Genomic DNA, 23,306 nt, shown 5'->3' on the forward strand with positions numbered 1-23,306 from the left:
CAAGGCTTCGTCCTGCCGCAGCCGAGTCGCCGTCGTGGTTGAGCCCGGCGCTGCTCCGTTCCAAGCCGAAGCCGGGGAGGACAAGTCACTGAAGAAGCGCGTCATCGCTGGCGCCGTTGCCGTCCTGTTGATGGGCGGGGCGCTGGCCAGCATCCGGGTCGTCGAGCCCGAGCAATCCTCGTCCGGTGACGGCCTCGCGGCGACCAGGGCCGCGAGCCTGCGCCTGGCCGAGATCCAGCCCGCCGCCCGCCAGCGCGTCGACTATGGCCGCCTCGATGCGCGGCTGCGGCGGATGGCGGCCGAACCGACGATGGTGGGGCTCGCGGTCGGGGTGGTCGAGAATGGCCGCATCACCTTCCTTCGCGGCTATGGCGAGACGGTGGCTGGATCGGGCGAGCCGGTGACGCCGCAAACCGTGTTCCGCTGGGCGTCGGTCAGCAAGGGCGTGGCGGGCACGATGGTCGCCAAGCTGGCGGAGCAGGGCAAGATCCGGCTCGGCGCGCCGGTCGCCCAATATGCGCCGGGACTGAAGCTTCCGGCCGGCAACGAATATCGCGCCAGTGTCGCCGACGTGCTGAGCCACCGGCTCGGCCTCTACCGCAATGCGCTCGACAACAAGCTGGAGGAGGGGCAGTCGCCACAGTTGCTCCGGGCCGAGCTGTCGACGCTAAACGCCATCTGCCCGCCCGACACCTGCTGGAGCTACCAGAATATCGCGTTCGACAGCGCCAGCGACATGGTGGCCCGGACCACCGGGACGCCCTACCAGCAGGCGGTGCAGGAGCAGCTGTTCGCGCCGCTCGGCATGACCAGCGCGTCGCTCACCCGCGAAGGACTGGTCACCTCGCCAAGCTGGGCGCGCCCGCACAGCGTCGGGCGGCGGCCGCTTGAAGTGCTGGAGCCTTATTATCGCGTGCCGGCGGCCGGCGGGGTCAACAGCAACGTCAAGGACCTGTCGCTGTGGATGATCGCGCAGCTTGGCGGAATGCCGAGCGTGCTGAGCCCGCGGCTGCTGGAGTCCATCCATGCGCCGCTGGTCAAGACACCGGGCGAGCGGCGGCGGCTGCGCAAGTTCCTCGAGCGGGTCGGCGACGCCTGGTACGGACTTGGCTGGCGATCCTATGATTATGCCGGGAACCGCATCGTCGGCCATCGCGGCGGGGTGAACGGCTATCGCTCGCTGATCCTGTTCGATCCCAAGCTGAAGAGCGGCGTGGTGGCGCTGTGGAACAGCAACACCAGCCAGCCCGGCGGTCTCGAGTTCGAGGTGATGGACATGCTCTACGGGCTGGAGTTCCGCGACTGGATGGAGCTCGACAAGAAGGGCGGCGTCGCGCCCGAGCCCGAGCCGGCCGATGATGTGGCGACCACCGGGAGCGGCGACCGTCGCTGAGCCGGGAACAAGGCGGCCGGCCTCCGGTTGACCGGTTTCAAGCTTGCCGGAGAACAGCCATGGCCGACGCCGCCCCCGATGCGATTACCCTGCTCAAGAACGACCATCGCGAGGTGGAAGGCCTGTTCAAGGAATATGAGAATGCCTCGGGCCCGGCCGCGAAGCAGAAGATCGCCGGACGGATCGCCGGTGCGCTGATCGTTCACACGCGCATCGAGAACGAGCATTTCTACCCGGCCTGCGAGGGCAAGGTCGACGAGGCGGACCTGAAGGAGGCCTATGTCGAGCATGACGCGGCCAACGTGCTGATCGCCGAGATCCTGGCCAGCACCAAGGGCGACGACTTTGCCGAGGCAAAGGTCAAGGTGCTGAAGGAAGAGATCGAGCATCATGTCGGCGAGGAAGAGCGCTGGCTGACCGGCATCTTCAGCCAGGCCAAAAGGCACGGGGTCGACATGGACGCGCTCGGGGAGACGCTGGCCAAGGCCAAGGCGCGCTACGAGGCGGAGATCGAGAAGGACGGGCCGGAGGTGCACCTGGCGGCCCTGAAGAAGACCAAGGTGGCGGCGGTCTAGAGAGGCGATCGTCGTCCCGGCTAACGCCGGGACGACGTCGTTCAGGCGTGCGCCACCAGGAATTTCTCGAGGTCGCTGCAGCCGCCGATCTTGGTGCCATCGACAAAGATGAGCGGCGTGGTCGAGACTCCATGTTCGGCCTTGAAGGCCTCGGTCTCGTCGCGGCTGGTGAGCTGGCGCTCCTCCACCTCGAAGCCATGGTCCTTGAGAAGGTTGAGGGCGCGGCGGCCGAACGGGCATTCGTGGTCGGGCAGGACCATCCGGGTGATCTGGGCGGTGGGCATGGGTTGGGCTCTCCTGTGGCTGCCGCTCCAGCGCCCGGAACGCATCGGGGGTTCCCGGCAGTGGCGCTCGGCGCCGAACGCGCCTAAGGGAGCGGCCATGCCCCATGATCATCTTCCCGCGGCCCTTCGCCGGGCGCTCGACGCGCGTGGCTACGACCAGCTGACCGAAGTCCAGGATTCGGTGTCGAAGCCCGAAGCCGCCGGCCGCGACCTGCTCGTCTCCGCCCGCACCGGCTCCGGCAAGACGGTTGCGTTCGGCCTCGCCATGGCCGGCGAGCTGCTTGGCGACGCCGAGCGCCTGCCCTTCTCTCTGCCGCCGCTCGCCCTCGTCATCGCCCCGACCCGCGAGCTGGCGCTGCAGGTCTCGGCCGAGCTCCAGTGGCTGTACGAGCCCGCCGGTGGCCGGGTGGTCACCTGCGTCGGCGGCATGGACCCGGTGCGCGAGCGCCGCAGCCTGGAGAATGGCGCGCATATCGTGGTCGGCACGCCGGGCCGCCTGCGCGACCATCTGGAGCGGGGCGCGCTCGACCTGTCGTCGCTTCGCGTGGTCGTGCTCGACGAGGCCGACGAGATGCTCGACATGGGTTTCCGCGAGGAGCTGGAGGAGATCCTCGACGGCGCCCCGCCCGAACGGCGGACGTTGCTCTTCTCGGCCACCCTGCCCAAACCGATCGTGGCGCTTGCCCGCCGCTACCAGCGCGATGCGCTACGCATCAGCACGCTCGGCGAGAATGCCGGCCATGGCGACATCGCCTATCAGGCGGTGACCGTCCGCCCGACCGACGTCGAGCATGCGGTGGTCAACCTGCTCCGCTTCCACGAGGCCGAGACGGCGATCCTGTTCTGCGCGACGCGCGAGGCGGTGCGGCGGCTCCACGGCACGCTCTCCGAACGCGGATTTTCGGCGGTCGCGCTGTCCGGCGAGCATAGCCAGGCCGACCGCAACCGCGCGCTCCAGGCGCTTCGTGACGGGCGGGCGCGCGTGCTGGTCGCGACCGACGTTGCCGCGCGCGGCATCGATCTTCCGGGCGTGAGCCTCGTCATCCACGTCGAGCTTCCGCGCGACGCCGAGGCGCTCCAGCACCGGTCGGGCCGGACCGGGCGCGCGGGCCGCAAGGGCATCGCGCTGCTGATCGTCCCCGGGATGCGCCGCCGTCGGGTGGAGTCGATGCTTCGCCTTGCCCGAATCCCCGTGGAATGGAAGTCGGTGCCGAGCGCCGATGAGATCCGCGCCAGGGACCGCGCCCGATTGATGGAGAAGCTGCGCGAGCCGGTCGAGGCGGAGGAAGCCGACCAGGCGTTCGCGGCGGAACTGCTGGAGGAGCTTGGCCCCGAGGGCGTCGCCGCGGCGCTGGTGCGGGCGCTCGCCTCCGACCTTCCGGCGCCGGAGGATCTGCTCGACGGTCCATCCGAGGAGCGGCCGCAGCATGGCGGCTTCGATGGGGCCGGCTGGTTCCGCATCAATGCCGGGCGGCGCCAGGGAGGCGATCCCAAGTGGCTGCTGCCGCTGATCTGCCGCATCGGCCACGTGCCCCGGAGCGAGATCGGAGCGATCAAGGTCGCCGCGACCGACAGCTATTTCGAGGTGAGCCCGCGCGCCCTCCAGACCTTCGTCAAGGCGCTGCGCAAGAACTCGCCCGCCATGGCGCAGGACGGCATCCTGGTCGAGCCCAGCACCAGTCCCGACGAGCATCATGCCGCCGGCGGCGGCCCACCGCGGCCGCGGCAGCCGAAGACCCTGCGGCGGCGGTAAGCCTCAGCCCACAGAGACGAAGCTGTCGAGCACCCGCTTGCGGCCCGAATGCTCGAAGTCGATCTCGAGCTTGTTGCCTTCGATGACGGCGATGGTGCCGTAGCCGAACTTGCCGTGGAAGACGCGCTGGCCGACGGCGAGGTCGTCGCGGCCCTTGTTGCCGAGGCTGACGGCGGACGCGCGCGCCTCGACGATTCGCTGGGGCGCGGGAGTGAAGGTCTGGGCGGCGCGTCCCCAGCCCGGGCCGCGGGTGGCGAGCCGGTCGGGGCGCTGGGCGGCGACATGGGCGAAGGGGTCGCCGCGCTCGCTCCACTGCGCCCGCCACAGGCTTTCGCCGCCGGTCATGGTGGTCTCCTCGTCGACATGCTCCCTGGGCAGTTCGGCGACGAAGCGGCTGGGAATGGACGAGGTCCACTGGCCGTAGATGCGGCGGTTGGCGGCGTGGACGATGGTCGCCTTCTCGCGCGCCCGGGTGATGGCGACATAGGCGAGCCGGCGTTCCTCCTCGAGACTGGCGGTGCCGCCCTCGTCCAGTGCGCGCTGCGAGGGAAAGACCCCTTCTTCCCAGCCGGGAAGATAGACGATCGGAAATTCCAGCCCCTTGGCGGCATGGATGGTCATGATGGTGACCTTGTCGCCGGACTCGTCGGCGTCATTGTCCATGACCAAACTGACATGCTCGAGGAAGGCGGGGAGGCTTTCATATTCCTCCATCGCCCGGGTGAGTTCGGTGAGGTTCTCAAGCCGGCCCGACGCCTCGGCGGTGCGCTCGGCCTGGAGCATGGCGGTGTAGCCGCTCTCGTCGAGGAGCAGGCGGGCGAGCTCGGCATGGGGCGGCGGCTCGTGGGGGCTCTTCTGCTGGTCGGCGGCGGCAAGGTGCATCTGCCGCCAGCGGGCGAGGTCGCCGACGAAGCGGCCGAGGCTGCGCCGTGCCTGCGGGGTCAGCTCGTCCGAATCGAGCATCTGCGCGGCGGCGAGCAGGAGCGGCAGGCCGGCAGCGCGGGCGTAGCGATGGATGTTGGCGATCGCCTTGTCGCCGAGCCCGCGCTTGGGCGTGTTGACGATCCGCTCGAAGGCGAGGTCGTCCGACGGGCTCTGGACCAGGCGGAGATAGGCGAGGGCGTCGCGGATCTCGGTCCGCTCGTAGAAGCGGAAGCCGCCGACGATCTGATAGGGCAGGCCGATCGCGATGAAGCGTTCTTCGAACTCGCGGGTCTGGAACTGGGCGCGGACGAGGATGGCGGCATCGGAAAGCTTGCCGCCGCGGGCCTGATGGGTTTCGAGCTCCTCGCCCACCCGGCGCGCTTCCTCGGGGCCGTCCCACACGCCGATGACGCGCACCTTCTCGCCCGCGTCGCACTCCGTCCACAAGGTCTTGCCGAGGCGGCCCGAATTGTTGGCGATGAGGCCGGAGGCGGCGCCAAGGATGTGCGGGGTGGAGCGATAGTTCTGCTCGAGCCGGATCACCGCCGCGCCGGCAAAATCGCGCTCGAAGCGCAGGATGTTGGCGACCTCTGCCCCGCGCCAGGAGTAGATGGACTGGTCGTCATCGCCCACGCAGCACAGGTTGCGCCGCGGCTCGGCGAGCAGCTTCAGCCACTCGTACTGGACGGCGTTGGTGTCCTGATATTCGTCGACCAGCAGATATTTGAAGCGGGCGCGGCAGCGCTCCAGCACGTCCTCGTGGGTGCGGAAGATGACCAGCATGTGGAGCAGCAGGTCGCCGAAGTCGCAGGCGTTCACGGCCCTGAGCCGCGCCTGATACTGGGCATAGAGCTCGGCCCCGCGGCCGTTGGCGAAGGCTTCCGCCTCGCCGGCGTCGAGCATCTGCGGGGTGAGCCCCTTGTTCTTCCAGCGGTCGATGCAGGAGGCGAGCTGGCGGGCGGGCCAGCGCTTCTCGTCGAGCTCGGCCGCGACGATCAGCTGCTTCAGCAGCCGGAGCTGGTCGTCGGTGTCGAGGATGGTGAAATTGCTCTGCAGGCCGGCGAGCTCGGCGTGGATGCGGAGCATCTTGGCGGCGATCGAGTGGAAGGTGCCGAGCCAGGGCATGCCCTCGATCGCGCCGCCACTGATCTTGCTGACCCGCTCGCGCATCTCGCGCGCTGCCTTGTTGGTGAAGGTCACCGCGAGGATCTCGCTCGGCCAGGCACGGCGCGTGGCGATGAGGTGGGCGAGTCGCGCGGTCAGGGCGGCGGTCTTGCCCGTTCCCGCGCCGGCCAGCACCAGCACCGGTCCTTCGGTCGTCAGCACGGCTTCGCGCTGGGGCGCGTTCAGGCCGGAGAGATAGGCCGGTTCGGGGGAAATGGCGGCGGATTCGGGCACTTGCATTGCCCTAGGCCGGGGAGAACGGAACGGCAACACCGGGCGAAGGAACGGCTGCGCAACGATTGCACCCGATATCCCCGTTATCCACAGGCATGATGCTGCCGATTATGCTTTGCGCGACTCACAAACGGAGTCATCTTGAACAGGTGATCGGGGGGCAACCGGCCCTCTCCCAGGAAGAGGCCCGCAAGGGCTGACGCGACGGGAAAGGGAAGGAACTTCCGATCTCCGCCGGCAAGGCGATGGAGTGGAATTCGTTTCGAGCTCCAGGGCTTCCCCAGGACGCCTTGGAAGGAAATGCGGAGGATCTCCGGAGCGAAGCCGGCAAGAGGCGCCGGAAGAGATGCTCGTCTCACCGCCGCAGGCCGGGCCGGCTCGCAAGAGCTGATCAGGGCAGCGCGAAAGACGAATGTCCCAAGAAGGGCCGCGAACGGACGGACGGTGGCGGATCGTGCCGAGCCTGGCTTGCCAGGGGCTGGTGCGGGAAGCGGGTCCAGGACCGGACCGAGGCTTGGAAGTCGCTCCCGCAAGGGAGTGGTCGGACAAGCGGAGGCGAGGACCATGACCGTCGGAGCGGAACGGCAGTGAGCGGAAGGCCTTCGGGTCGGAAGCGGACAGCCGGGAGGCGCCGGCAGAGCCGGGTGGAGGCGACATGGGGCCGCAAGGTCGCTGGAGCCGAGATCCGGGGAAGAGCCCGGGAGACCGGGCAGCCGATCGGGACCGACGCGACGCCTGAGCGGGCACGCGAGGATCGGGATGAAGGAGAGTTTCGCTTTTCGGAGCGGCATTCTCGGACGGAACGAACACCGGCAGAACCTGTCTCGGCGCAGTGGGGCTCGGCAGCAATGCCGGGCCCCATTTCTCGTTTGGGGCCTGATTGTCCCTTTGAACTCCTTTCGTCCGGCAGCCCGCCGGTGGCGCTTTCGTCGCTCGTCACCCGGGCGCTGACTGCCTAGCAGCGCTGCGGGAGGACCTCGCCCGTCACCCCGGACTTGATCCGAGGTCCATCTTCCTCTTCTTCATCGATCGCGTCGCGCCAGGCGGTGCGCAAGCCGGGTCAGGTCCGGGGTGGCGAGAACAGGCGAGCGAGGGTCACGATGAGCAGCGACGACGGGCTGAAGCTGGCGCTCGAGGCCGCCAACGCCATGTCGCCCTTCCACCGCGTGACCGGCTTTGCGGTCGAGGCGGCGGGGCAGGGTGAGGCTGCGCTCTCCTTCGATGCGAGACCCGAACTCCTCAACCATGCCGGCGCGCTGCATGCGGGCGTGCAGTGCGCGGCGCTGGACACGGCCGCCGGCTATGCCGCCGCGACCATCGCCGGGCCGGTGGTCACGCTCCAGTTCAGCACTCAGTTCCTGAGCAGCGCCAGGGGCGAGCGGTTCGAGGCTTCGGCCACGGTAACCAGGGCCGGCAAGGCGCAGCTCTTCGTCGACGCCCGGCTGTTCGCCTTCCGCGACGGCGAGCGGCGGCTCGTCGCCAGCGCGTCCGCTGTGCTGACCAAGGCGGGATGAGGCTGGCCGAAGGTCCGTAGGTGAGACCCTTGCCGGCCTTCGTCGGTTGAGGCGGCGAGGAGACTTGCCATGGCCGACACCATCGATGCCGACGCCAAGAAGGAGATCGTCAGCGATTTCCGCGACGCGGTGAACATGACCCCTTCGCAACTGGAGAAGTGGCTCGCCACCGCCGAAAGCCGCGAGGTCGGCTGGAAAGGCGAGGACGGGCAGGGCTCGGGCGAGAGCGTCGGACACAAGTCGGGCCGGCGGATCATCGAGCTGCTGCACACCAAGGCCGACGATCTCGACGAGGACGATCTTGCCCACATGAAGAAGGTGGTCGGCTATGTGCACCGGCACCTGGCGCAGAAGCCGGCGCACCCCGACGGCTCGCGCTGGGCGGCGAGCCTCAAGAACTGGGGTCATGATCCGGCGAAGGATTGAGCACAAAAAGGGGCGTCGCACGGATTAGCGTCGCCGCATGCTCGCCAGCCTGTCGCTTGCCATCGCCGCCCAGGATAGAACTGAGCGCGCTGTCGCGGACAGGGGCGAGTGGTCGGCTCGGTGGAAGGTGCCACCGCGACCGGTGCCGGATCGGGTCACGATCCTCTTCGCAGTCGGGCCCGAAGGGGAAGCCGCCGATCGTCGTCACGAGATTTGCGCCGGCGCGGACAAGCGAGTCGTCGGACTGCACGCAACCCATGCCTCCTCCGGCGGAGATGGAAACGCGAGAGGGGTGACGGGAACCGGGCGGAAGGTTAGCCTCCCGCCATGTTGATCGCGTTCCTGCTCGCCGCCGCCCCGGCCGCCAGTCCCCCATCGCCCGAAGGCGCGCGGTCGAGGGCCAATCTCGCCTCCTACCTGAGCCATGACGACTATCCGGCCGATGCCATCCGCAACGAGGAGCAGGGCACGGTCGGCTTCGAACTGGACGTCTCGCCCGAGGGCCGGGTGACCGCCTGCCGGGTCACCAGTTCGAGCGGGTCGAAGTCCCTGGATGCCACGACCTGCCGGATCATGACCGAGCGCCCGCGCTTCGTTCCCGCGCGGGACAGCAAGGGAAGGGCCGTTGCCGACGTGGCGAGTGCAAGCATCCGCTGGGTGCTGCCGGAGGATGACGGCAACTCGGCGCTGCGCGGGAGCGACGATATCTGGGAAACGACCACCGCCGGCGGCCAGCGTTCGTGCCGTCGCGAGCTTCGCTTCGAAGGCGGGGGGCTGATCCACGTGCCTGTCTGCATGCCGATCGACAGGGATTTGGTTCGCGCCGCCGCGGAATATCTGAAGGCGCGACCGGGCGACCTGCTGACTGTTCGCCTGGAGAACCGCTGGGTGACCGATCCGCTCGATCCCCTGCCGCCCCACGATGAGAGCCGCGGCGAACTGCTGGTGCGCGGCGAGGGGGATTACCGACTTAATGAGGATCGGTCGGTCCGGGACTGTTCGGCGGGGCGCTTTTCCGCCCGCTTCGACTGGGAGCCTGCGCCCTGTTTCCAGACCAGCTTTGCCGATGCGGTGCCGCCGGGCACGACCAACGTGCGTCTGTCGGTGCAATGGGTGGTCAGCCGGGGACCGGACCGGCAGCGGCCGGCAATCCTGCCGTCAGCGGTCGGCCCGGACGGGTCGGTCACCGCCATCGCGCTCGATCCCCCGGCGAAGTAACCGCGGACCCCCGGTCGGAGCCCGCGGTCCTCCGTCAGTCGATGAAGCTGGCCGGCACGCGCCCGCCATTGGCAGCGAGCTGCTTCATGACGGCCTTGTGCAGCCAGATGTTCATCTCCGCCGAGCCATTGAGCTCGCCGGTGTAGCCCAGTTCCTGCGCGAGTTCCTTGCGGTTCTCGAGACTGGAATCGATTCCGAGCAGCTTCATCAGGTCGACGATCGAGCGCTGGTAGTTGAGCCCGGGATTGCCGCGCTGCCGGTTGATGTCGGCGAGCACCTGCTCGACGTCCACCTGCTGCTGTTGCTGCGCAGGGGCCTGCTGCTGGGTGACGGTGCCACCCTGCTGGGCCTGCTGCTGCTGCTGCTGCTGCTGCTGCTGGAGGGGCGGACCTCCGGCCATTCCGGCCGGGATGGTCGGGCGATTGCCCGGTCCCGGATCCTTGTGGCCGAAGATCGCGCCCTTGATCTTGTCGAAGATGCCCACGGGCTTACGCTTCGAGGCCGTGCTTCAGGCTGCTGATCTGGTCATGGCCGTGGCGGACCGACTGATAGGCACGTTCGATGATCGTCCGGGCCTGGGGGTCGATGTCCGAGCCGAGCGCCGCCTCGAACTTCTCCTTCAGATAATCCTCGCCGCGCTCGACCTCGTTGATGATCGCCTTGTCGTCGCGGCCGGTCACCGCCGCCTTGAGATCGAGGAAACGCTGGTGGGTGGCGCCGAGGAAGCTGCCGTCATCCGGCGCATTGCCGCCGAGGCGGCGAATCTCGGAGCGAAGCTCCTCGACGATGCGGCTGCGCTCGTCGGCGTTGCGGCGAAAGATTTCCTGGAAGCGCGTGCCATCCGCATTCTGGGCGGCGTCGCGATAGCCGTTGACGCTGTCGATCAGCGTCGAGGTGAGGGTCTCGAGCGTGCCGACGCCGCTCTTGTTGTCCGAACCGATCATCGATGAACTCCTCGTCTGTGTAGGGGGGTGGGAAGGTGTTGAAGCAATAACGCCCCGCCACCGCGCCGGTTCGAATCGGAAACGAATAAAGGCGCAGGATCGCGGCGAGGCGGTGCCGCAACCGGCGGACTTGTGCACTTGCATGCGGGAGAGTCGCCGCTAGGCAGAGGCTGCGTGCTCGCGCCTGGAGAGATCTCACGATGACTGAACGGACCGCGCAGATGACGGCCGGACCCACCCCGGCTCCTGCCGGTGGGGGCGGCCGAAGCGCACTCATCCTGATGGCGGCGCTGGTCGTCGGCCTGGTGCTCGGAATCCTCGTCGCCGGTTCGGGCGACGGAATCAAGGAACCGCTGGTCCAGACCGCCGGCCTGATCGGCGGGCTGTGGCTCGATGCGCTTCGAATGACCGTGATCCCGCTGATCGTCGCCCTGCTGGTGGTCGGCGTGGTCGGCGGTGCCGATGCGGCCCGGGCCGGTGGGCTGGCCGCCAAGGCGGTCGCCTGGTTCGTCGGCTTCTACATCTTCTCGGCCATCTTCGGGGCGGTGATGACGCCTGCCATTCTGTCGGTATGGCCGCTCCCCGAAGTTGCGGCGCAGGCGCTGCAGGCGGGGCTCGCCGGCGTCGACCAGAGCGCCACGGCTGCCGCGGTCCCGACCGTCGCCGACTTCTTCAAGACGATCATCCCGCCCAATCCGATCGCGGCCGCGGCAAACGACCAGATCCTGCCGCTGGTCTTCTTCACCGCGGTCTTCGCCTTTGCCCTCGCCCGGGTCGACCCTGCGCGTCGCGGCAGCGTGCTCGGCTTCTTCGAAGGCGTGGCCGACGCCATGCTGCGGGTGATCGGCTGGGTGCTGGCGCTGGCACCGATCGGCGTGCTGGCGCTGGCCTTCGCGGTCGGTGCGGGCGCTGGCGGCTCCGCACTGGGCGCGGTCGTCCATTATGTCGTGGTCATCTCGATCCTCGGGATCATCCTGACAGTTCTCGGCTTTGCGATCGCAATTGCCGTCGCGGGCTTTGCGCCTGGCCGCTTCTTCCGTGCCATCACCCCGCCTTCGGTCGTCGCCCTGTCGACGCGTTCGTCGCTCGCCTCCCTGCCGGCCATGCTGCAGGCCGCGGCCGACCTGCGCATCCGCCAGCGCGACGCCGACGTGGTGCTGCCGCTGGCGGTGGCGCTGTTCCGGGCGACCGGGCCGGCGATGAACATCGGCGTTGCCCTCTATGTCGCCCATTGGCTGGGCGTGGACATCAGCTGGACCGGCTACATCGCCGGCATCGCCGTCGCCGCCATGGCCTCGCTCGGCGCGGTCAGCCTGCCTGGCCAGATCAGCTTCGTCACCTCGATCGCGCCGATCAGCATCGCGCTGGGCGTGCCGATCGAGCCACTCGCCTTGTTGCTGGCGCTCGAGACGATTCCGGACACCTTCCGCACGCTCGGTAATGTGGTGCTCGACGTGGCGGTGACCGGGGCGGTGTCCGAGCACGAGCATGAGCATGACGTGTTGGCGGACGGCGGCTGACCGCCGTTCGTCGGTCGGCAGACGGCGGAAGGCGGACGGTCGAGCGGCAAGCGACAGTTCAGGGTTGCCCGCCCATCACAAGAGGGCGGCGCGGGCCGAACGACGAATTCGCCATTGGCAACGTCCTTCGAACGGATGGCAAACCCCCGCGCCGCAACCTTCCTTTGACCTGCGACCGGGGACGAGGTCAGCGGCCGGCGATGGCCCGGACGCTGTCGGCGTAGAGCCGGCCAACCGGCTGTTCGCTGCCGTCGCCGAGGCGGGCGATCCAGCGGCCGGAAGCGTTACGCTGGAAGCCGGTGATGAAGTCGCGCCGGACGATCGCCGAGCGATGGAGCCGGACGAAGACCGCCGGGTCGAGGCCTTCCTCGAGCGCCGCCATGCTGTGGTGGATCAGCCAGCTGCGCGTGCCGACGTGGAGCCGCATATAGTCCCGCTCGGCCGACACCCGGTCGATGTCGATCGAGCGGATCCGGACCAGGCCGGTCAGGTCGGATGCCCAGAATTCGTCAAGATAGCGGCCGGCCGGCGGGGGCGGGGCAGTTCCGCTCGCCCGCAGGTCGAGGTGATCGCGGGCGCGCTGAAGGGCGCGCTCGAGCCGGGCCGGGTCGACCGGCTTGACGAGATAGTCGACGGCCTCGACCTCGAAGGCGGAGACGGCGAACTGGTCGAAGGCGGTGACGAACACGACCGCCGGTCGCCCTGCGCTGTGAGCGAGGGTGCGGGCGACATCGATCCCGTCCATCCCCGGCATCGCTATGTCCAGGAGAAGGAGATCGGGGCGCAGCGCCTCGGCCATGCGGCACGCCGCCTCGCCGTCGCTGGCGGTTCCGACGAGGTCGACACCGCCAATTCGGGCGAGCAGAAGCTGCAGCCGCTCGGTAGCGAGCGGCTCGTCGTCGACCACCAACGTCTTCAAGGGCGGATCATCCATCCTGGCTGGTCACCGGCAGAGTCAAAGCTACCTTGTAGCCGCCGTCCGGCAAAGGTCCATGCTCGACCCCGGCCGAGCGGCCGAAGCGGGCGCTGAGGCGCTGCGCTACATTGGCGAGGCCGACCTTGGTGCCGGGCTTGGGCCCGGACTGGCGCGCCGCCTTGAGCATGGTGCCGCCGAAATTGCTGACCTCGATCCGCAGCCGACCTGGCAACGGCTCCTCGGCGCAGATCCGGAGCGTCACCTTGTCGCGGGTGTTGCCGAGCCCGTACTTGATCGCATTTTCGACAATCGGCTGCAGCACCAGGGCCGGCAGCCGGGCAGTCGAGAGCCGGTCCGGCACGACGATCTCTACCTTGAGCCGGCGCGGAAAACGGACCTTCTCGATCTCAAGGTAGAGACGCTGGAGTTCGATCTCCTCGGCGAGGCTGACGTCCGCGGTGGGGTCGAGCGACAGGCTGGAGCGAAAGAAGGTCGAAAGCTTCAGGATCATCGATTCCGCCTCTTCCGGGCGGCCGCTCATGACCAGGCTCGACAGGCTGTTGAGCGTGTTGAACAGGAAGTGCGGATTGACCTGGTAGCGGAGCGCCCGAACCTGGGCGAGCTGGGCGGCGCTTTCGGCCGCCGCAGCGCGGCGCTGCATGTCCAGCGCCTGGGCCTGGCTCACCGCCGCGAGGTAGACGGCCGACCAGGCGGCGAAGAAGAACAGCCAGACCACCGCCGCATCCGCCGCGATCCGGAACTGGTCGTGCTGCTTGAGATCCTGCATGCGCGGCATGGTGACGACCACCGGATCGGCGGCGGCCCGCTCGATGCGCACCTGGTCACCCTTCTGGACGACGACGAAGCCCTCGCGTGCCTGGAAGCGGAACTCCTCCTTGCTGGTCTTGAGCTGTCCCTCGCTGAGGACAAGGGTCGCGGCCAGCGTCGCCGAGGCAACGAGCGAGCCGATGCCGGCGACCAGCGCCTTTCGTCGCATCGACGTTCCGGCCGCCAGCGTGGCGATGGCCACGTAGAGCAGGCCCGTCAGCCCAAGGCCGACCAGCAGGGTGAGTACCTTGTTGAGCAGGATGGTGAGCGGGTCGCTGCTCAGGAAGGCGCGAGCGATGACGGTGACACAATAAATCGCCCAGAAGCCGAGGATCGCCTGAAGCGCCAGGCGCCAGTCGGCGAAGCGCCTGCGCCCGCTCCGGTCGGACGGGTGCAACTGGTCGGCGGCAAGCGGCATGTTCATGGGCCGGAGACTGCCTTGTGCAGCCGGGACTCGCAAGCGCCGCCGGTCCGCTCGGCGAAGGGAAAGGTGCACTGGTCGAAGTGGAACGTGGCCGAGCGCCGACCGTTCTCCCCGCGAAAGGAACTGCCCCGAATGACCGACCGTCCCGATACGAGCACGCCGCCTCCGGTTCTTTCGAATGATCCGGACCGCGAGCTGGAGAAGAGGCTGCGCCACAATCCTTCGGACGGTGACGCCAAGGTCGATGTCGGCAGCGACGAGTCGATGGACGCCTCCGACCCGCCTTCGTCTTCGCAGCCGGGTTGTGACGACGAGCCGGTGCCGTCTTCTGGCTTCCCGTCCTAGGGCAATGCCCTGGGTCAAGGTGAGATGATCATTGCGTTGCAGGATTGCGACAGCAGGCGGATTATTGAATCTTCACGAGAAATTCCCGTGCAATCGCCTCCGGAACCAGTTTCAATATGAACCGGGGATGGGCCGATGGTTAAGCGATTTGCAACGCTTGATACGTCAATGTTCCTCCCGGAGTTAAAGGAGCTGGGAGCATGACGACGCGTTCGACGCAGCCTGCCGGTGGAGCGTTGCTGCTGAGCGAGATGAAGGAGTTCGCGGGCTTTCCGAAGGCCACGCAGCGCTACATCCGACGCAGCCTCGACATCGCGTTCGGTCGTCGCGATGCGCTTGAATGCTGGGCGCGCGACGAGGGCGAAGCCGCCTCGATCCGGGCGCAGGGCCGGCTCTACAAGCAGCTCGAAGCGCTCCGTCTTCAGGTTCCGGACGACAGTGGGCTCGACACGATCGACCCGTTCATGGGCCTGCTGATCACGTTGACCGCCTTCGATCTGGGCCAGGACCGGATCCCGAACTTCGCCGCCTACCGCTTCCTCTACGAGCGATTGCTCGGTGCGGGGGCGCGGGCCTGGCTGCCGGCGGCCTTCTGCGCCGCGTCGGCCCTCCCGCACCTGCATCCGGACCGTCGCCGGACCCTGCTGCAGTCGATCAGCGAAAGCGCGGCCACCGCGCCAGGCTGGTCGAACCGCGAGCCGGTGTTCTGGCCGGAGTGGGTCGAGAAGGTGGACGTCGCCGCGGCGGCCTGATCATGTCACCCCGGGACTGACCCGGGGGTCAGCCCTTCGCAGCGCCAAGGTCGAACGCAGGTAAGCGGGACCCGGTCAGGGCCGGGATGATGCTGACGCCCTCACGCTCGGATAGATCTCCGCAAGCCGCGCGATACTGTCGCGCGCGCTTCGATGGAGGATGTAGATCCCGCCCGCCTGCTCCCACGCCGCCATGTGCCGCTCGCTGTCGTCGACCAGCACGTCGGCGCCGGCCATGTGCCGGTGCTTGTCGCGGGCCATGCAGGTGATGATCGGAACGCCGGGGAAATGCTCGGCGGCCCAGCGCACCTTCTGCGGCGCGGCCCACTTGCCGATCGGCAGGCCGGTGAGGATCGTCGGCTCGAGGTGCCGCACCGCATCGAAAAGCTCGTCCGCATCCGCCATCTTCGGCAGCGTGGCGTAGAAGTCGCTGGCGCGCGCCAGCCGCTTCCAGAATTCGCCCTTGCCGTGCAGTGCCTCGAAGCTCCGGGCATCGCTTCCGAGGAGAGCCTGTACGCCAGCGTCGAGGTTGGCGAGGACGCCGTCGCAATCGAGGAAGAGCTTCGATTTGCTCACCGCAGGCGGGCGGGCTTGAGGGTGAGCGGCACGGGATGATCCCATTCCTTCCAGCCGCGCTCCCTCAGCACGTCGTTGCTCTCCCTGGCCGAGCGGCCGTCCCCGAGCGACCAGGTGATGTGGTAGATGGAGCCGTCGGGTCGGTCGACGCTGCCGTCGATGCTGACCACCAAAGCCTCCACGCCCTGGTCGTCGTCGGTCGAGCCGAGCACGGCGGCGCGCACGTCCTGCGGCGGCTCGCTGAGGCGGACATCGAGGGTGACGTGGTGCGCGACGACCCGGGCGTAGCGGGGAGGGTGGTCGCGAAGCAGCGCCTCGCGTTCATCGGGGTCGAGGGTCCAGCCGTTGGTCATCGCCCCTCAATCAGCCGCGGTTGCCGAGGTTCCGGAGAAGATCGGCGGCGAACTCGCTGAGCGTGTCGTCCCGCGCACCGAGGATGGCGATGGTGTCGCCCGGCCCAGCCTCGGCGAGCAGGCGAGCGCCGATCGCGGTCCGTTCGGGCACATGCTCCGCCTTGCCGCCGCCGCGGACGATCGCGTCGGCCAGCCAGTCCGATCCGCGCGAGCGGTCCACCGTCCCGCCCTGGTAGACGGGGTCGGACAGCAACAGCAGATCGTCGGCCCGCATGCCGCCGGCAAAGGTGGCGCTCAGCTCCTCGCCCATCTTGGCGAGCGGGCCATAGCCATGCGGCTGGAAGAAGATCAGCAGCCGTCCAGGGCCGGCGGCGAGGGTCGCCAGCGTCGCAGAAATCTTGTCGGGATTGTGCGCGAAATCGTCGATGACGGTCACGCCCGCGGCCGTTCCGACCGTCTCCAGCCGCCGCTTGAGGCCGGCGAAGGAGGCGAGGGCCGATGCCGCCTCGGCCAGCGGCACGCCCAGGGCCTGCACCGCGGCAAGGGCACCGAGCGCATTCGCGGCATTGTGGCGGCCGGGCAGGGGCAGAGTGACGGTGGTGCGCTCGGCGCCGCTCGCCACGGTGAAGGTCGAGCCGCGCGCGTCGAGGGCAAGGTCGCTGCCGCGAACCTGGGCGTCAGAAGCGTCAAAGCCGTAGCCGACCGCGCCGGGCACGTCGGCGGCGATCGCCCGGCTTTCCGCATCGTCGAAATTGACCACCGCCGTGCCCGCCGCGCTGAGGAAGCCGCCGAACAGGGCCCGCAGCTCGTCCATCTCCTTGTGGTCGAGGGACACGTTGTTGAGCAGGGCGACGCCTGGCCGGTAAAGCGCGATCGAGCCGTCGCTTTCGTCCACCTCGCTGACGAACAGGCCGGGGTCGCCGACGAGGGCGCTGGCGAAGGGCGTGTCGGCGGAGACGAAATTCTTCATCACGGCGCCGTTCATCACCGTCGGGCGGCGATCGAGGGCGTGGAGGATCCACCCGATCATCCCGGTGACGGTCGACTTGCCCGAGGTGCCGCCGACCGCGACGCTGCGCCCGGCTGCGTTGAGGAGCTGGCTCAGCAGTTGCGGGCGGGTGAGGTGGGCAAGGCCGAGTTCCCGCGCCCGGACCACGTCGGGAATGGTCTCCTCGACCGCGGCCGAGGTGATCAGGGTCATGCCGGGCGCGAGGCCGCTGCCGTTCTGCGGGAAGAGGGCAATGCCCTGCGCCTTCAGGAATTCGAACTTGGCGGCGAGCCGGCCGGCGTCGAGCGCGCGGTCGGAACCCGCGACGCTGCCGCCCTTGGCGGCGACGATGCAGGCCAGGGGAAGCATGCCGCTGCCACCGATGCCGCAGAAGAAGGTGCTGGAACCCGTCATGCCGACCGCCCTATTGAGGGCCGCGGCGAGTGGCAACGGAGCATGGCATGAGGATCGCAATTGTAGCGCCGAGCTGCCCGTTGAAGCGGGAGGCGGCCGAGCGCGTGCAGGCGCTTGCCGCCGAGCATGGCGCGACCCTTGCCGTCCACCCGCAATCCTTTCTCGAGGACGGCCACTTCGCCGGCAGCGACGCCGAGCGGCTGGCGGCGATCCGCGAAGTGCTGGCCGATCCGGCGGTCGATGCCGTGTGGCTGGCGCGCGGCGGCTACGGCTCCAACCGCATCGCCGAGGCGGCCGCCCGCGACCTTCCCGAAGCGGCAAGGTCGAAGCTGGTGCTCGGCTACAGCGATGGCGGTTTCGTCCTTGCTGCCCTCCACAAGGCGGGTGTTCCGGTGGCGCATGGGCCGATGGTGCAGGACGTGCTCCGCGATGGCGGCGAGGCGGCAGTGCGCCGTGCACTCTCCTGGCTGGTGAAGCGGGATGCCGCAGCCGTGGAGCCGGGCGTCGATGGCCCGGCCTTCGCCTTCAACCTCGTCGTCCTTTCCAGCCTGATGGGCACGCCGCTCGAGCCCGATTTCGACGGCGCCGAGCTGCTGATCGAGGAGGTGGACGAGGAGATCTACCGGATCGACCGCTTCCTCTTCCATGTCTCCAGCCAGCCCGGCTTCGCAAGGCTCCGCCAGTTGCGCCTCGGCCGCTGCGCCTTGCGCGACAACGACCGGCCGTTCGGCGCCGACCTGGAGGCGGTCGTCCGCAGCTGGTGCGAGCGGTCCGGCGTGCCGTTCGGCGGCCATGCGGACATCGGCCACGACGTGCTTAACAAGGTGGTGCCGTTTCCTTGCCGCAACGCATGATGCGCTCTCTCTAGACGCCCTCTTGCAGAGGGGCGCGCTTTGCGCTCTATCTCCTCTCCGAAATCAACAGGAGGGCCTTATGGCAAAAGCATCGAGCGGGACTGGGCGTAAGGCAGGGGGCGGTCTCGCGCGTCCGGTGACTCCGTCGCCTGATCTGGCAGCGATTGTCGGCAGCGAGCCGCTTCCGCGCAGCGAAGTCGTGTCGAAGGTGTGGGATCACATTCGCAAGAACAACCTGCAGAATCCGCAGAACAAGCGGGAAATCCTCGCTGACGACAAGCTGAAGAAGGTCTTCGGCACCGACAAGTGCACCATGTTCGAGATGAACAAGCACCTGTCCAAGCACCTTTCGTAAGCGCCGCAAGGCCGAGACGGCTTAGAAGGGGATCCGCCCGGGGCGGGTCCCCTTTTTCATGCGTCGCGTGCGCGACTCAGGCCGCTAGCGGCAGGCGCGCCAGCCTCCGGGTCCGCGATCGGCCGTGTCGAGGTGCAGGTGATCGCGGTGCGCCTCGTTGTAGTCGGGGGAGAGGACGGTGCTGAAGCTGCGGCAGGCGGCATCGCGCGCTTCCCGCAGGAACGCACCCTCGGCCCCCTGTTCCTGCCAGTCGCGCAGGACCGAAAGGCGGCGGCCGTCCGCCAGTTCGAAGCCGAGGATGTCGACGGCGTCGGCGGTGGCATGCTCGCTCCAGGCGCCCTCTTCCCTGCCGTAGAGGCGGCGGCAGGAGAAACTGCCGGCATGGACGAAGCGGCGGACCTCGGTACCGAGCAGCCGCTGCGCCGCCGCCTGCGTCTCACGCTCCCATACGGTCAGCGCCGCCGCGACCGGGCAGCTGGTGACGAGACCGGCGGGGGCCGGCGTGATGCCGAGCGCGAGCGCGGTCCCGTCCTGATATCCGCAGGTCTCGCTAACGCGCCGGTCGGGTGCCGGCCGGCTGTCATTGCCCGCCGCCGCGAGCAGGGCACGGCAGCGCGGCGGATCCTGGCCGAGTTCGGCGATCTTCGCGGCGGTGAAGCGGCCGGGAGGGGCGGCGAGGTCGAGCTCGGTCCAGGGCAGGTCCGACCGGTTTCGTTTCATCCAGGCCGCGCCTTCGATCACGAACAGGGCCACGAGCGAGAAGATAAGGAATAACTTGAAGGCGCCGCGCATCGATATCGAGAACGCCAGGCGGCTGGCTCAGGTCCGGAGCGCGGTCTCTAGCCTTTCGGACGTAACCGGATAGCCGAGGTGCGCGGGGATGGTCAGCCAGCGAGTCCCGTCCCGTTCCTCCACCCACGGGCTGATGATTTCGACCGGGTGGGCGAGGGCATGGTCGCGCGCTTCGGCGAAGCCGGCGAATTGCGCCAGCCGTTCGAGGTTGCGGACGGTGGGGAAGATGGCACTCGCTGCGCCCGCGGCGATCTCCGCCAGCATCGCCCCGGCACCGATCCACAGCGCCCGCTCGCATTCGCCCGGCTGCGGGGTCAGTTCGACCTCGTCGCGCGGTGCAGGAGCGAGGAAGAAGAAGGTATCGAAGCGGCGGTGGCGGACATTGTCGGGCCGCCAGCGGGCGAAGGGTACCAGTGCCTCGAGCGCGATCTCGAGTCCGGTCTCTTCGAGCGTCTCGCGAACCGCCGCCCTCGCCGCCGCCTGCTCGAGGGAGGACGCGCCTTCCCAGTCGGCCGCGTCGATCCGGCCGCCGGGGAAGACCATCGCGCCGCCGGCGAACGCCATGGTGCGTGGCCGCTCGACCATCAGCAGCTCGGGCGGGGCGCTCGCCCGGTCGCGGATCACCACCAGGGTCGCGGCGGGAATGGCCTCGCTGTCGCTCATCACCGTCCAAGATGGAAAAGCATCGCGCAAAAGAAAAGGCCGGCGCCACGCGGGCACCGGCCTTTCCCTCGTTCGCTTGCGCGAACCGATGCTTACATCGCGTTGACGGCAGCAGCCGCGCCAGCGCCGTTCGCGGCGTTGACGTCGGCTTCGTCGATCGCTTCTTCCTTGCGCTCGCCTTCGGCCTCGAGGGCATCGGCCTGGTTCTCGAGGGTCGCGGCTTCGGCGCCGGTGGTGTTGTCGGCCATGGCCTCCAGATTGTCGGCAGCCGCCTCGTAATTCTCCTGGACGTTCTCGCCGAGCGAATCGTCACCCTGGCCACCGCAGGCAGCGAGGGCGAGGCTGGCAGCGCCGACAAGCGCGAAACTGATCTTCTTCATGATGTCACTCCCCTTATGGTTCTCGTGAACGACGGGTCTTCTACCCGCTTGATCGCGCCAAACGCCAGCCCGATCCTTTCGGTTCCGTCACACCGACCTTGGATTTTTTCGGTTGATCCCCTACATCGGTCGGGCCGGGCAACCGGCTATGCTGGTAGATGGTAGGTTGAAATAGGCATTTCGGACCCGGGGGGCAGTACCCCGGCGCCTCCACCAGCAGCGGCGCGATGGATTTGAGCGGGGATCCCCGTGCGCGCCGTTGCTGATGGGGGCGAAACAGGATCGACGGGTGCAATAAAGGATTTGCTGCCAGCCGGCTTGGACAGGCCGTAAAACCGTCATTCTCACAAGTGCCAACGATAACGAGGCGCTCGCGATTGCTGCGTAACTGACGGCCTAACGGTCAGAAGTTACAAAGCTTAAGCGCGGTTGGACCGAACCGGGCAACAGAATCGGATTCCAGCGGCACGGGGAGCGCCGGGCAACAGAAGCTCCCCACTTTTCTTTCCTTCCGCGCCATGTCAGCCTGCCTCCGTCCATGTGGGGGTCAGGAACATGCGCCGAGCCGTCTTCGCACTGATGATTGCCGCCGCGCCCGCGGCACTACTCGCCCATCCTTCGGACGGGATGCACGGACCGGTCGCCTTCGCCCAGGATCCGCAGAAGGCGCCGTCGAAGCCTGTCCCGAAGGAGCAACTGCTGGTCCCGCCGGCCGAGGCCGCACGTTTCACCGTCGTTTCCGATGCGGGCACGCACGGCCAGCAGTGGCGCTGGACCCTGCCCGATGGCCGAATCGCCTACCGCTACTCGCAGGAGCTGCGCGGCTGGATCACCGAGACCGACCAGACGGTGCGGCTCGATCCGGCCGGCAATCCGCTCGACGTCGAGATTCGCGGGGTCACGCTGGCCGGCGATGCCGCCGAGCGCTTCTCCACCGCGAATGGGACCGCCAGCTGGCAGAGCGCAAGCGACAGCGGCTCGGCCCTGGCCGGCGCCTTCTACCTGCCGTCGGGCGGGATCGACATGTCGAACGAGCTGCTGATCGCGCGGCTGGTCGCGGCCGGGGACAGGGGCACCGACCTGCTGCCGAGCGGCAAGGCGACGCTGACGCTCGGCCGCACGATGCAGGTGACCGGCCCTGGTGGGCCCAAGACCGTCCATCTCGCCTGGGTGCGCGGCATCCTGTCCTCGCCGATCCCGGTCTGGCTCGACGAGAACCGCCGCCTGTTCGCCATGGTCGACTCCATCTCGGTGGTGCCGGCCGGCTACGAATCGGCGCACAAGCTGCTTCGGGCCGCGCAGGAGGAGGCGACCGCCGCCGAGATCCGCAACGTCGCCGCGCGCTTCCTGACCGCCGAAGCGAAGGCGCCCGTCCTGTTCGACAACGTCCAGCTGTTCGACGCCGACCAGGGCCAGTTCCTGAAAGGCCGGGCGGTACTTGCCGTGAACGGCAGGATCCAGGCAATCGGCGCGGCGGGAAGCCTGAAGGCCCCGGCCGGCGCCCGCCGCATCGACGGCAAGGGCAACACGCTCGTTCCCGGCATCTGGGACGCGCACATGCACATCGGCGACGACTGGGCGGTGCTGGCCAACCTTGCCGGCGGCATGACCAGCTTCCGCAGCCCCGGCACCGAGATCGCCCGCGCCGCCGACGCCACCAGCCGCCGCAAGTCGGGCGCGCTGCTAATGGGCGAGCCCTTCATCTCGGCCATCATCGACAAGAAGGACCCGCTCGCCGCGCAAGGATCGGAAGTGGTGTCGAGCGAGGCCGAGGCGATCGCCGCCGTGCGCCGGATCAAGGATGCCGGCCTGTGGGGCGCGAAATTCTACACCTCGATGAATCCGGCGTGGATCGCGCCCGCCGCCGCCGAGGCGCACCGGCTCGGGCTGCACGTCCACGGCCACGTCCCCGCCACCATGAAGCCGAGCCAGGCGGTCGCCGCCGGCTATGACGAGCTCACCCACCTCAACTTCGTGGTGATGGAGGCGATGCCCAAGGACGTGCTGGACCGTGCCAATACGCGCCAGCGGATGGAGGGGCCGGCCAAGTTCTTCAAGGACGTCGACCTCGACGCGCCGCTGATGAAGGGCTTCATCGCCGATCTGGCGCGCCGCAAGACGGTGGTCGACCCGACCATCGTCATCTTCGAAAGCTTCCTCACCCAGGACGGCGGAAAGCCGCACCCGGCCTATGCGCCCTACATGGGCATCATCTCGCCCGTGCTCGACCGCTCCTTCCGCAGGGGCGGCTATCCGCTGGTCGAGGGCTATACCCGCGAGGACTATCGCAAGAGCTACGCCAACATGGTCGCGCTGATCAGCCGGCTGCACAAGGCGGGCGTGCCGATCGTCGCCGGCACCGACGGCTTCGGCGTCGAGATCATCCGCGAGCTGGAGATCTACCGGCAGGCCGGCATGACCAATGCCGAGGCGCTGCAGTCCGCGACCATCGTGCCCGCCCGCGTGGTCGGCGCCGACAAGCGCACCGGCTCCATCGCCGTCGGCAAGGAAGCGGACATGGTGCTGGTCGACGGCGACGTCTCGGCCGACCTCGGCGCGCTCCGCCGCACGCTGACGGTGGTCAGCGACGGGGTCGTGATGGACGCCGATGCGCTCCGCACCGCGGCCGGCTACAGCGGACGACCGAAGTAGGAAGGGACGAAGCGGCATTGCAAGCCGCCAGTGTCCCACCTACGTAAGTCACCTGAGGCTTTGAG

At 68.5% G+C, this 23,306-nt stretch carries 24 protein-coding genes and 1 other RNA gene; 13 read left to right on the forward strand and 12 right to left on the reverse strand.

The genetic code is table 11. From position 1 onward, the window contains the following. The first annotated feature begins 34 nt into the window (after positions 1–34). Positions 35–1,393: a serine hydrolase gene (locus tag JOY29_RS12805; protein WP_300973928.1), complete on the forward strand. Its 1,359-nt coding sequence runs from the start codon at positions 35–37 to the stop codon at positions 1,391–1,393. Positions 1,394–1,452: 59 nt separating this feature from the next. Further along, complete coding sequence (locus JOY29_RS12810) at positions 1,453–1,968, forward strand: hemerythrin domain-containing protein (protein WP_300973929.1); 516 nt, start codon at positions 1,453–1,455, stop codon at positions 1,966–1,968. Between the two features lie 41 nt (positions 1,969–2,009). On the opposite strand, the gene JOY29_RS12815 is transcribed toward JOY29_RS12810, so the two are convergent. Further along, a complete protein-coding gene (locus JOY29_RS12815; RefSeq protein ID WP_300973930.1) occupies positions 2,010–2,252 on the reverse strand; it encodes a glutaredoxin in 243 nt (80 codons plus the stop codon). A gap of 97 nt (positions 2,253–2,349) precedes the next feature. Here JOY29_RS12815 and JOY29_RS12820 point away from each other — a divergent pair, with 97 nt between their 5' ends. Then, a complete protein-coding gene (locus JOY29_RS12820; RefSeq protein ID WP_300973931.1) occupies positions 2,350–4,005 on the forward strand; it encodes a DEAD/DEAH box helicase in 1,656 nt (551 codons plus the stop codon). 3 nt (positions 4,006–4,008) lie between these two features. Here JOY29_RS12820 and JOY29_RS12825 read toward each other — a convergent pair whose 3' ends face one another. Then, positions 4,009–6,333 (reverse strand): ATP-dependent helicase, encoded by a 2,325-nt coding sequence (locus JOY29_RS12825; protein WP_300973932.1) that lies wholly within the window; start codon positions 6,331–6,333, stop codon positions 4,009–4,011. Positions 6,334–7,427: 1,094 nt separating this feature from the next. On the opposite strand from JOY29_RS12825, the gene JOY29_RS12830 reads away from it, so the two are divergent. The 3 genes from JOY29_RS12830 to JOY29_RS12840 all read left to right on the forward strand — a co-directional run bounded on the left by JOY29_RS12830 (position 7,428) and on the right by JOY29_RS12840 (position 9,485). Further along, positions 7,428–7,841, forward strand: coding sequence for a PaaI family thioesterase (locus JOY29_RS12830; RefSeq protein WP_300973933.1), 414 nt, complete (start codon positions 7,428–7,430; stop codon positions 7,839–7,841). 69 nt (positions 7,842–7,910) lie between these two features. Continuing rightward, positions 7,911–8,267 (forward strand): DUF3140 domain-containing protein, encoded by a 357-nt coding sequence (locus JOY29_RS12835; RefSeq protein ID WP_300973934.1) that lies wholly within the window; start codon positions 7,911–7,913, stop codon positions 8,265–8,267. Positions 8,268–8,594: 327 nt separating this feature from the next. After that, a complete protein-coding gene (locus tag JOY29_RS12840) occupies positions 8,595–9,485 on the forward strand; it encodes an energy transducer TonB (protein ID WP_300973935.1) in 891 nt (296 codons plus the stop codon). Positions 9,486–9,519: 34 nt separating this feature from the next. On the opposite strand, the gene JOY29_RS12845 is transcribed toward JOY29_RS12840, so the two are convergent. Both JOY29_RS12845 and JOY29_RS12850 read right to left on the reverse strand, forming a co-directional pair. Further along, positions 9,520–9,969, reverse strand: a complete 450-nt coding sequence (locus JOY29_RS12845; protein ID WP_300973936.1) for a DUF3597 domain-containing protein — start codon at positions 9,967–9,969, stop codon at positions 9,520–9,522. A 4-nt stretch (positions 9,970–9,973) separates the two neighbouring features. Further along, a complete protein-coding gene (locus JOY29_RS12850) occupies positions 9,974–10,429 on the reverse strand; it encodes a PA2169 family four-helix-bundle protein (protein ID WP_300973937.1) in 456 nt (151 codons plus the stop codon). A 200-nt stretch (positions 10,430–10,629) separates the two neighbouring features. On the opposite strand from JOY29_RS12850, the gene JOY29_RS12855 reads away from it, so the two are divergent. Next, positions 10,630–11,949, forward strand: a complete 1,320-nt coding sequence (locus tag JOY29_RS12855; protein WP_300973938.1) for a cation:dicarboxylase symporter family transporter — start codon at positions 10,630–10,632, stop codon at positions 11,947–11,949. A gap of 187 nt (positions 11,950–12,136) precedes the next feature. On the opposite strand, the gene JOY29_RS12860 is transcribed toward JOY29_RS12855, so the two are convergent. Both JOY29_RS12860 and JOY29_RS12865 read right to left on the reverse strand, forming a co-directional pair. Continuing rightward, the gene (locus tag JOY29_RS12860; protein ID WP_300973939.1) at positions 12,137–12,883 is read right to left on the reverse strand and encodes a LytTR family DNA-binding domain-containing protein; all 747 of its coding nucleotides are present in this window, start codon (positions 12,881–12,883) and stop codon (positions 12,137–12,139) included. Beyond that, positions 12,876–14,117, reverse strand: a complete 1,242-nt coding sequence (locus JOY29_RS12865; RefSeq protein WP_300973940.1) for a sensor histidine kinase — start codon at positions 14,115–14,117, stop codon at positions 12,876–12,878. The genes JOY29_RS12860 and JOY29_RS12865 overlap by 8 nt, the downstream gene beginning before the upstream one ends. 132 nt (positions 14,118–14,249) lie before the next feature. On the opposite strand from JOY29_RS12865, the gene JOY29_RS12870 reads away from it, so the two are divergent. Continuing rightward, on the forward strand, positions 14,250–14,462 hold the full coding sequence (locus tag JOY29_RS12870; RefSeq protein ID WP_300973941.1) for a hypothetical protein: 213 nt from the start codon (positions 14,250–14,252) through the stop codon (positions 14,460–14,462). A 200-nt stretch (positions 14,463–14,662) separates the two neighbouring features. Continuing rightward, entirely contained in the window at positions 14,663–15,214 is a 552-nt protein-coding gene (locus JOY29_RS12875; protein WP_300973942.1) for a hypothetical protein, read from the forward strand. Between the two features lie 75 nt (positions 15,215–15,289). Here the strand turns inward: JOY29_RS12875 and JOY29_RS12880 are convergent, their stop codons facing one another. Genes JOY29_RS12880 through JOY29_RS12890 form a run of 3 tightly spaced genes read right to left on the reverse strand, consistent with a single transcriptional unit; the run spans position 15,290 to position 17,545 of the window. Further along, positions 15,290–15,790 (reverse strand): hypothetical protein, encoded by a 501-nt coding sequence (locus tag JOY29_RS12880; protein WP_300973943.1) that lies wholly within the window; start codon positions 15,788–15,790, stop codon positions 15,290–15,292. Further along, positions 15,787–16,143: a hypothetical protein gene (locus JOY29_RS12885; RefSeq protein WP_300973944.1), complete on the reverse strand. Its 357-nt coding sequence runs from the start codon at positions 16,141–16,143 to the stop codon at positions 15,787–15,789. The genes JOY29_RS12880 and JOY29_RS12885 overlap by 4 nt, the downstream gene beginning before the upstream one ends. Before the next feature lie 10 nt (positions 16,144–16,153). Next, on the reverse strand, positions 16,154–17,545 hold the full coding sequence (locus JOY29_RS12890) for a Mur ligase family protein (protein WP_300973945.1): 1,392 nt from the start codon (positions 17,543–17,545) through the stop codon (positions 16,154–16,156). A 47-nt stretch (positions 17,546–17,592) separates the two neighbouring features. Between JOY29_RS12890 and JOY29_RS12895 the strand changes: the two genes are divergently transcribed. Both JOY29_RS12895 and JOY29_RS12900 read left to right on the forward strand, forming a co-directional pair. Continuing rightward, positions 17,593–18,399, forward strand: a complete 807-nt coding sequence (locus tag JOY29_RS12895) for an LD-carboxypeptidase (RefSeq protein WP_300973946.1) — start codon at positions 17,593–17,595, stop codon at positions 18,397–18,399. A 79-nt stretch (positions 18,400–18,478) separates the two neighbouring features. Then, the gene (locus JOY29_RS12900) at positions 18,479–18,754 is read left to right on the forward strand and encodes an SWIB/MDM2 domain-containing protein (RefSeq protein WP_300973947.1); all 276 of its coding nucleotides are present in this window, start codon (positions 18,479–18,481) and stop codon (positions 18,752–18,754) included. A gap of 84 nt (positions 18,755–18,838) precedes the next feature. Here JOY29_RS12900 and JOY29_RS12905 read toward each other — a convergent pair whose 3' ends face one another. The 3 genes from JOY29_RS12905 to JOY29_RS12915 all read right to left on the reverse strand — a co-directional run bounded on the left by JOY29_RS12905 (position 18,839) and on the right by JOY29_RS12915 (position 20,589). Then, positions 18,839–19,507, reverse strand: a complete 669-nt coding sequence (locus tag JOY29_RS12905; protein ID WP_300973948.1) for an extensin family protein — start codon at positions 19,505–19,507, stop codon at positions 18,839–18,841. 66 nt (positions 19,508–19,573) lie between these two features. After that, positions 19,574–20,209, reverse strand: a complete 636-nt coding sequence (locus tag JOY29_RS12910) for an NUDIX hydrolase (RefSeq protein WP_300973949.1) — start codon at positions 20,207–20,209, stop codon at positions 19,574–19,576. A gap of 92 nt (positions 20,210–20,301) precedes the next feature. Then, positions 20,302–20,589 (reverse strand): hypothetical protein, encoded by a 288-nt coding sequence (locus JOY29_RS12915; RefSeq protein WP_300973950.1) that lies wholly within the window; start codon positions 20,587–20,589, stop codon positions 20,302–20,304. Between the two features lie 94 nt (positions 20,590–20,683). On the opposite strand from JOY29_RS12915, the gene ssrA reads away from it, so the two are divergent. Both ssrA and JOY29_RS12925 read left to right on the forward strand, forming a co-directional pair. After that, positions 20,684–21,089: a transfer-messenger RNA gene (ssrA, locus tag JOY29_RS12920) on the forward strand. 55 nt (positions 21,090–21,144) lie between these two features. Next, positions 21,145–23,241, forward strand: a complete 2,097-nt coding sequence (locus JOY29_RS12925; protein ID WP_300973951.1) for an amidohydrolase family protein — start codon at positions 21,145–21,147, stop codon at positions 23,239–23,241. The last annotated feature ends 65 nt before the right edge of the window (positions 23,242–23,306 follow it).

This window comes from Sphingomonas sp. LHG3406-1, from assembly GCF_029637485.1.
In the GTDB taxonomy this organism is placed as follows: Bacteria; Pseudomonadota; Alphaproteobacteria; order Sphingomonadales; family Sphingomonadaceae; genus Sphingomicrobium.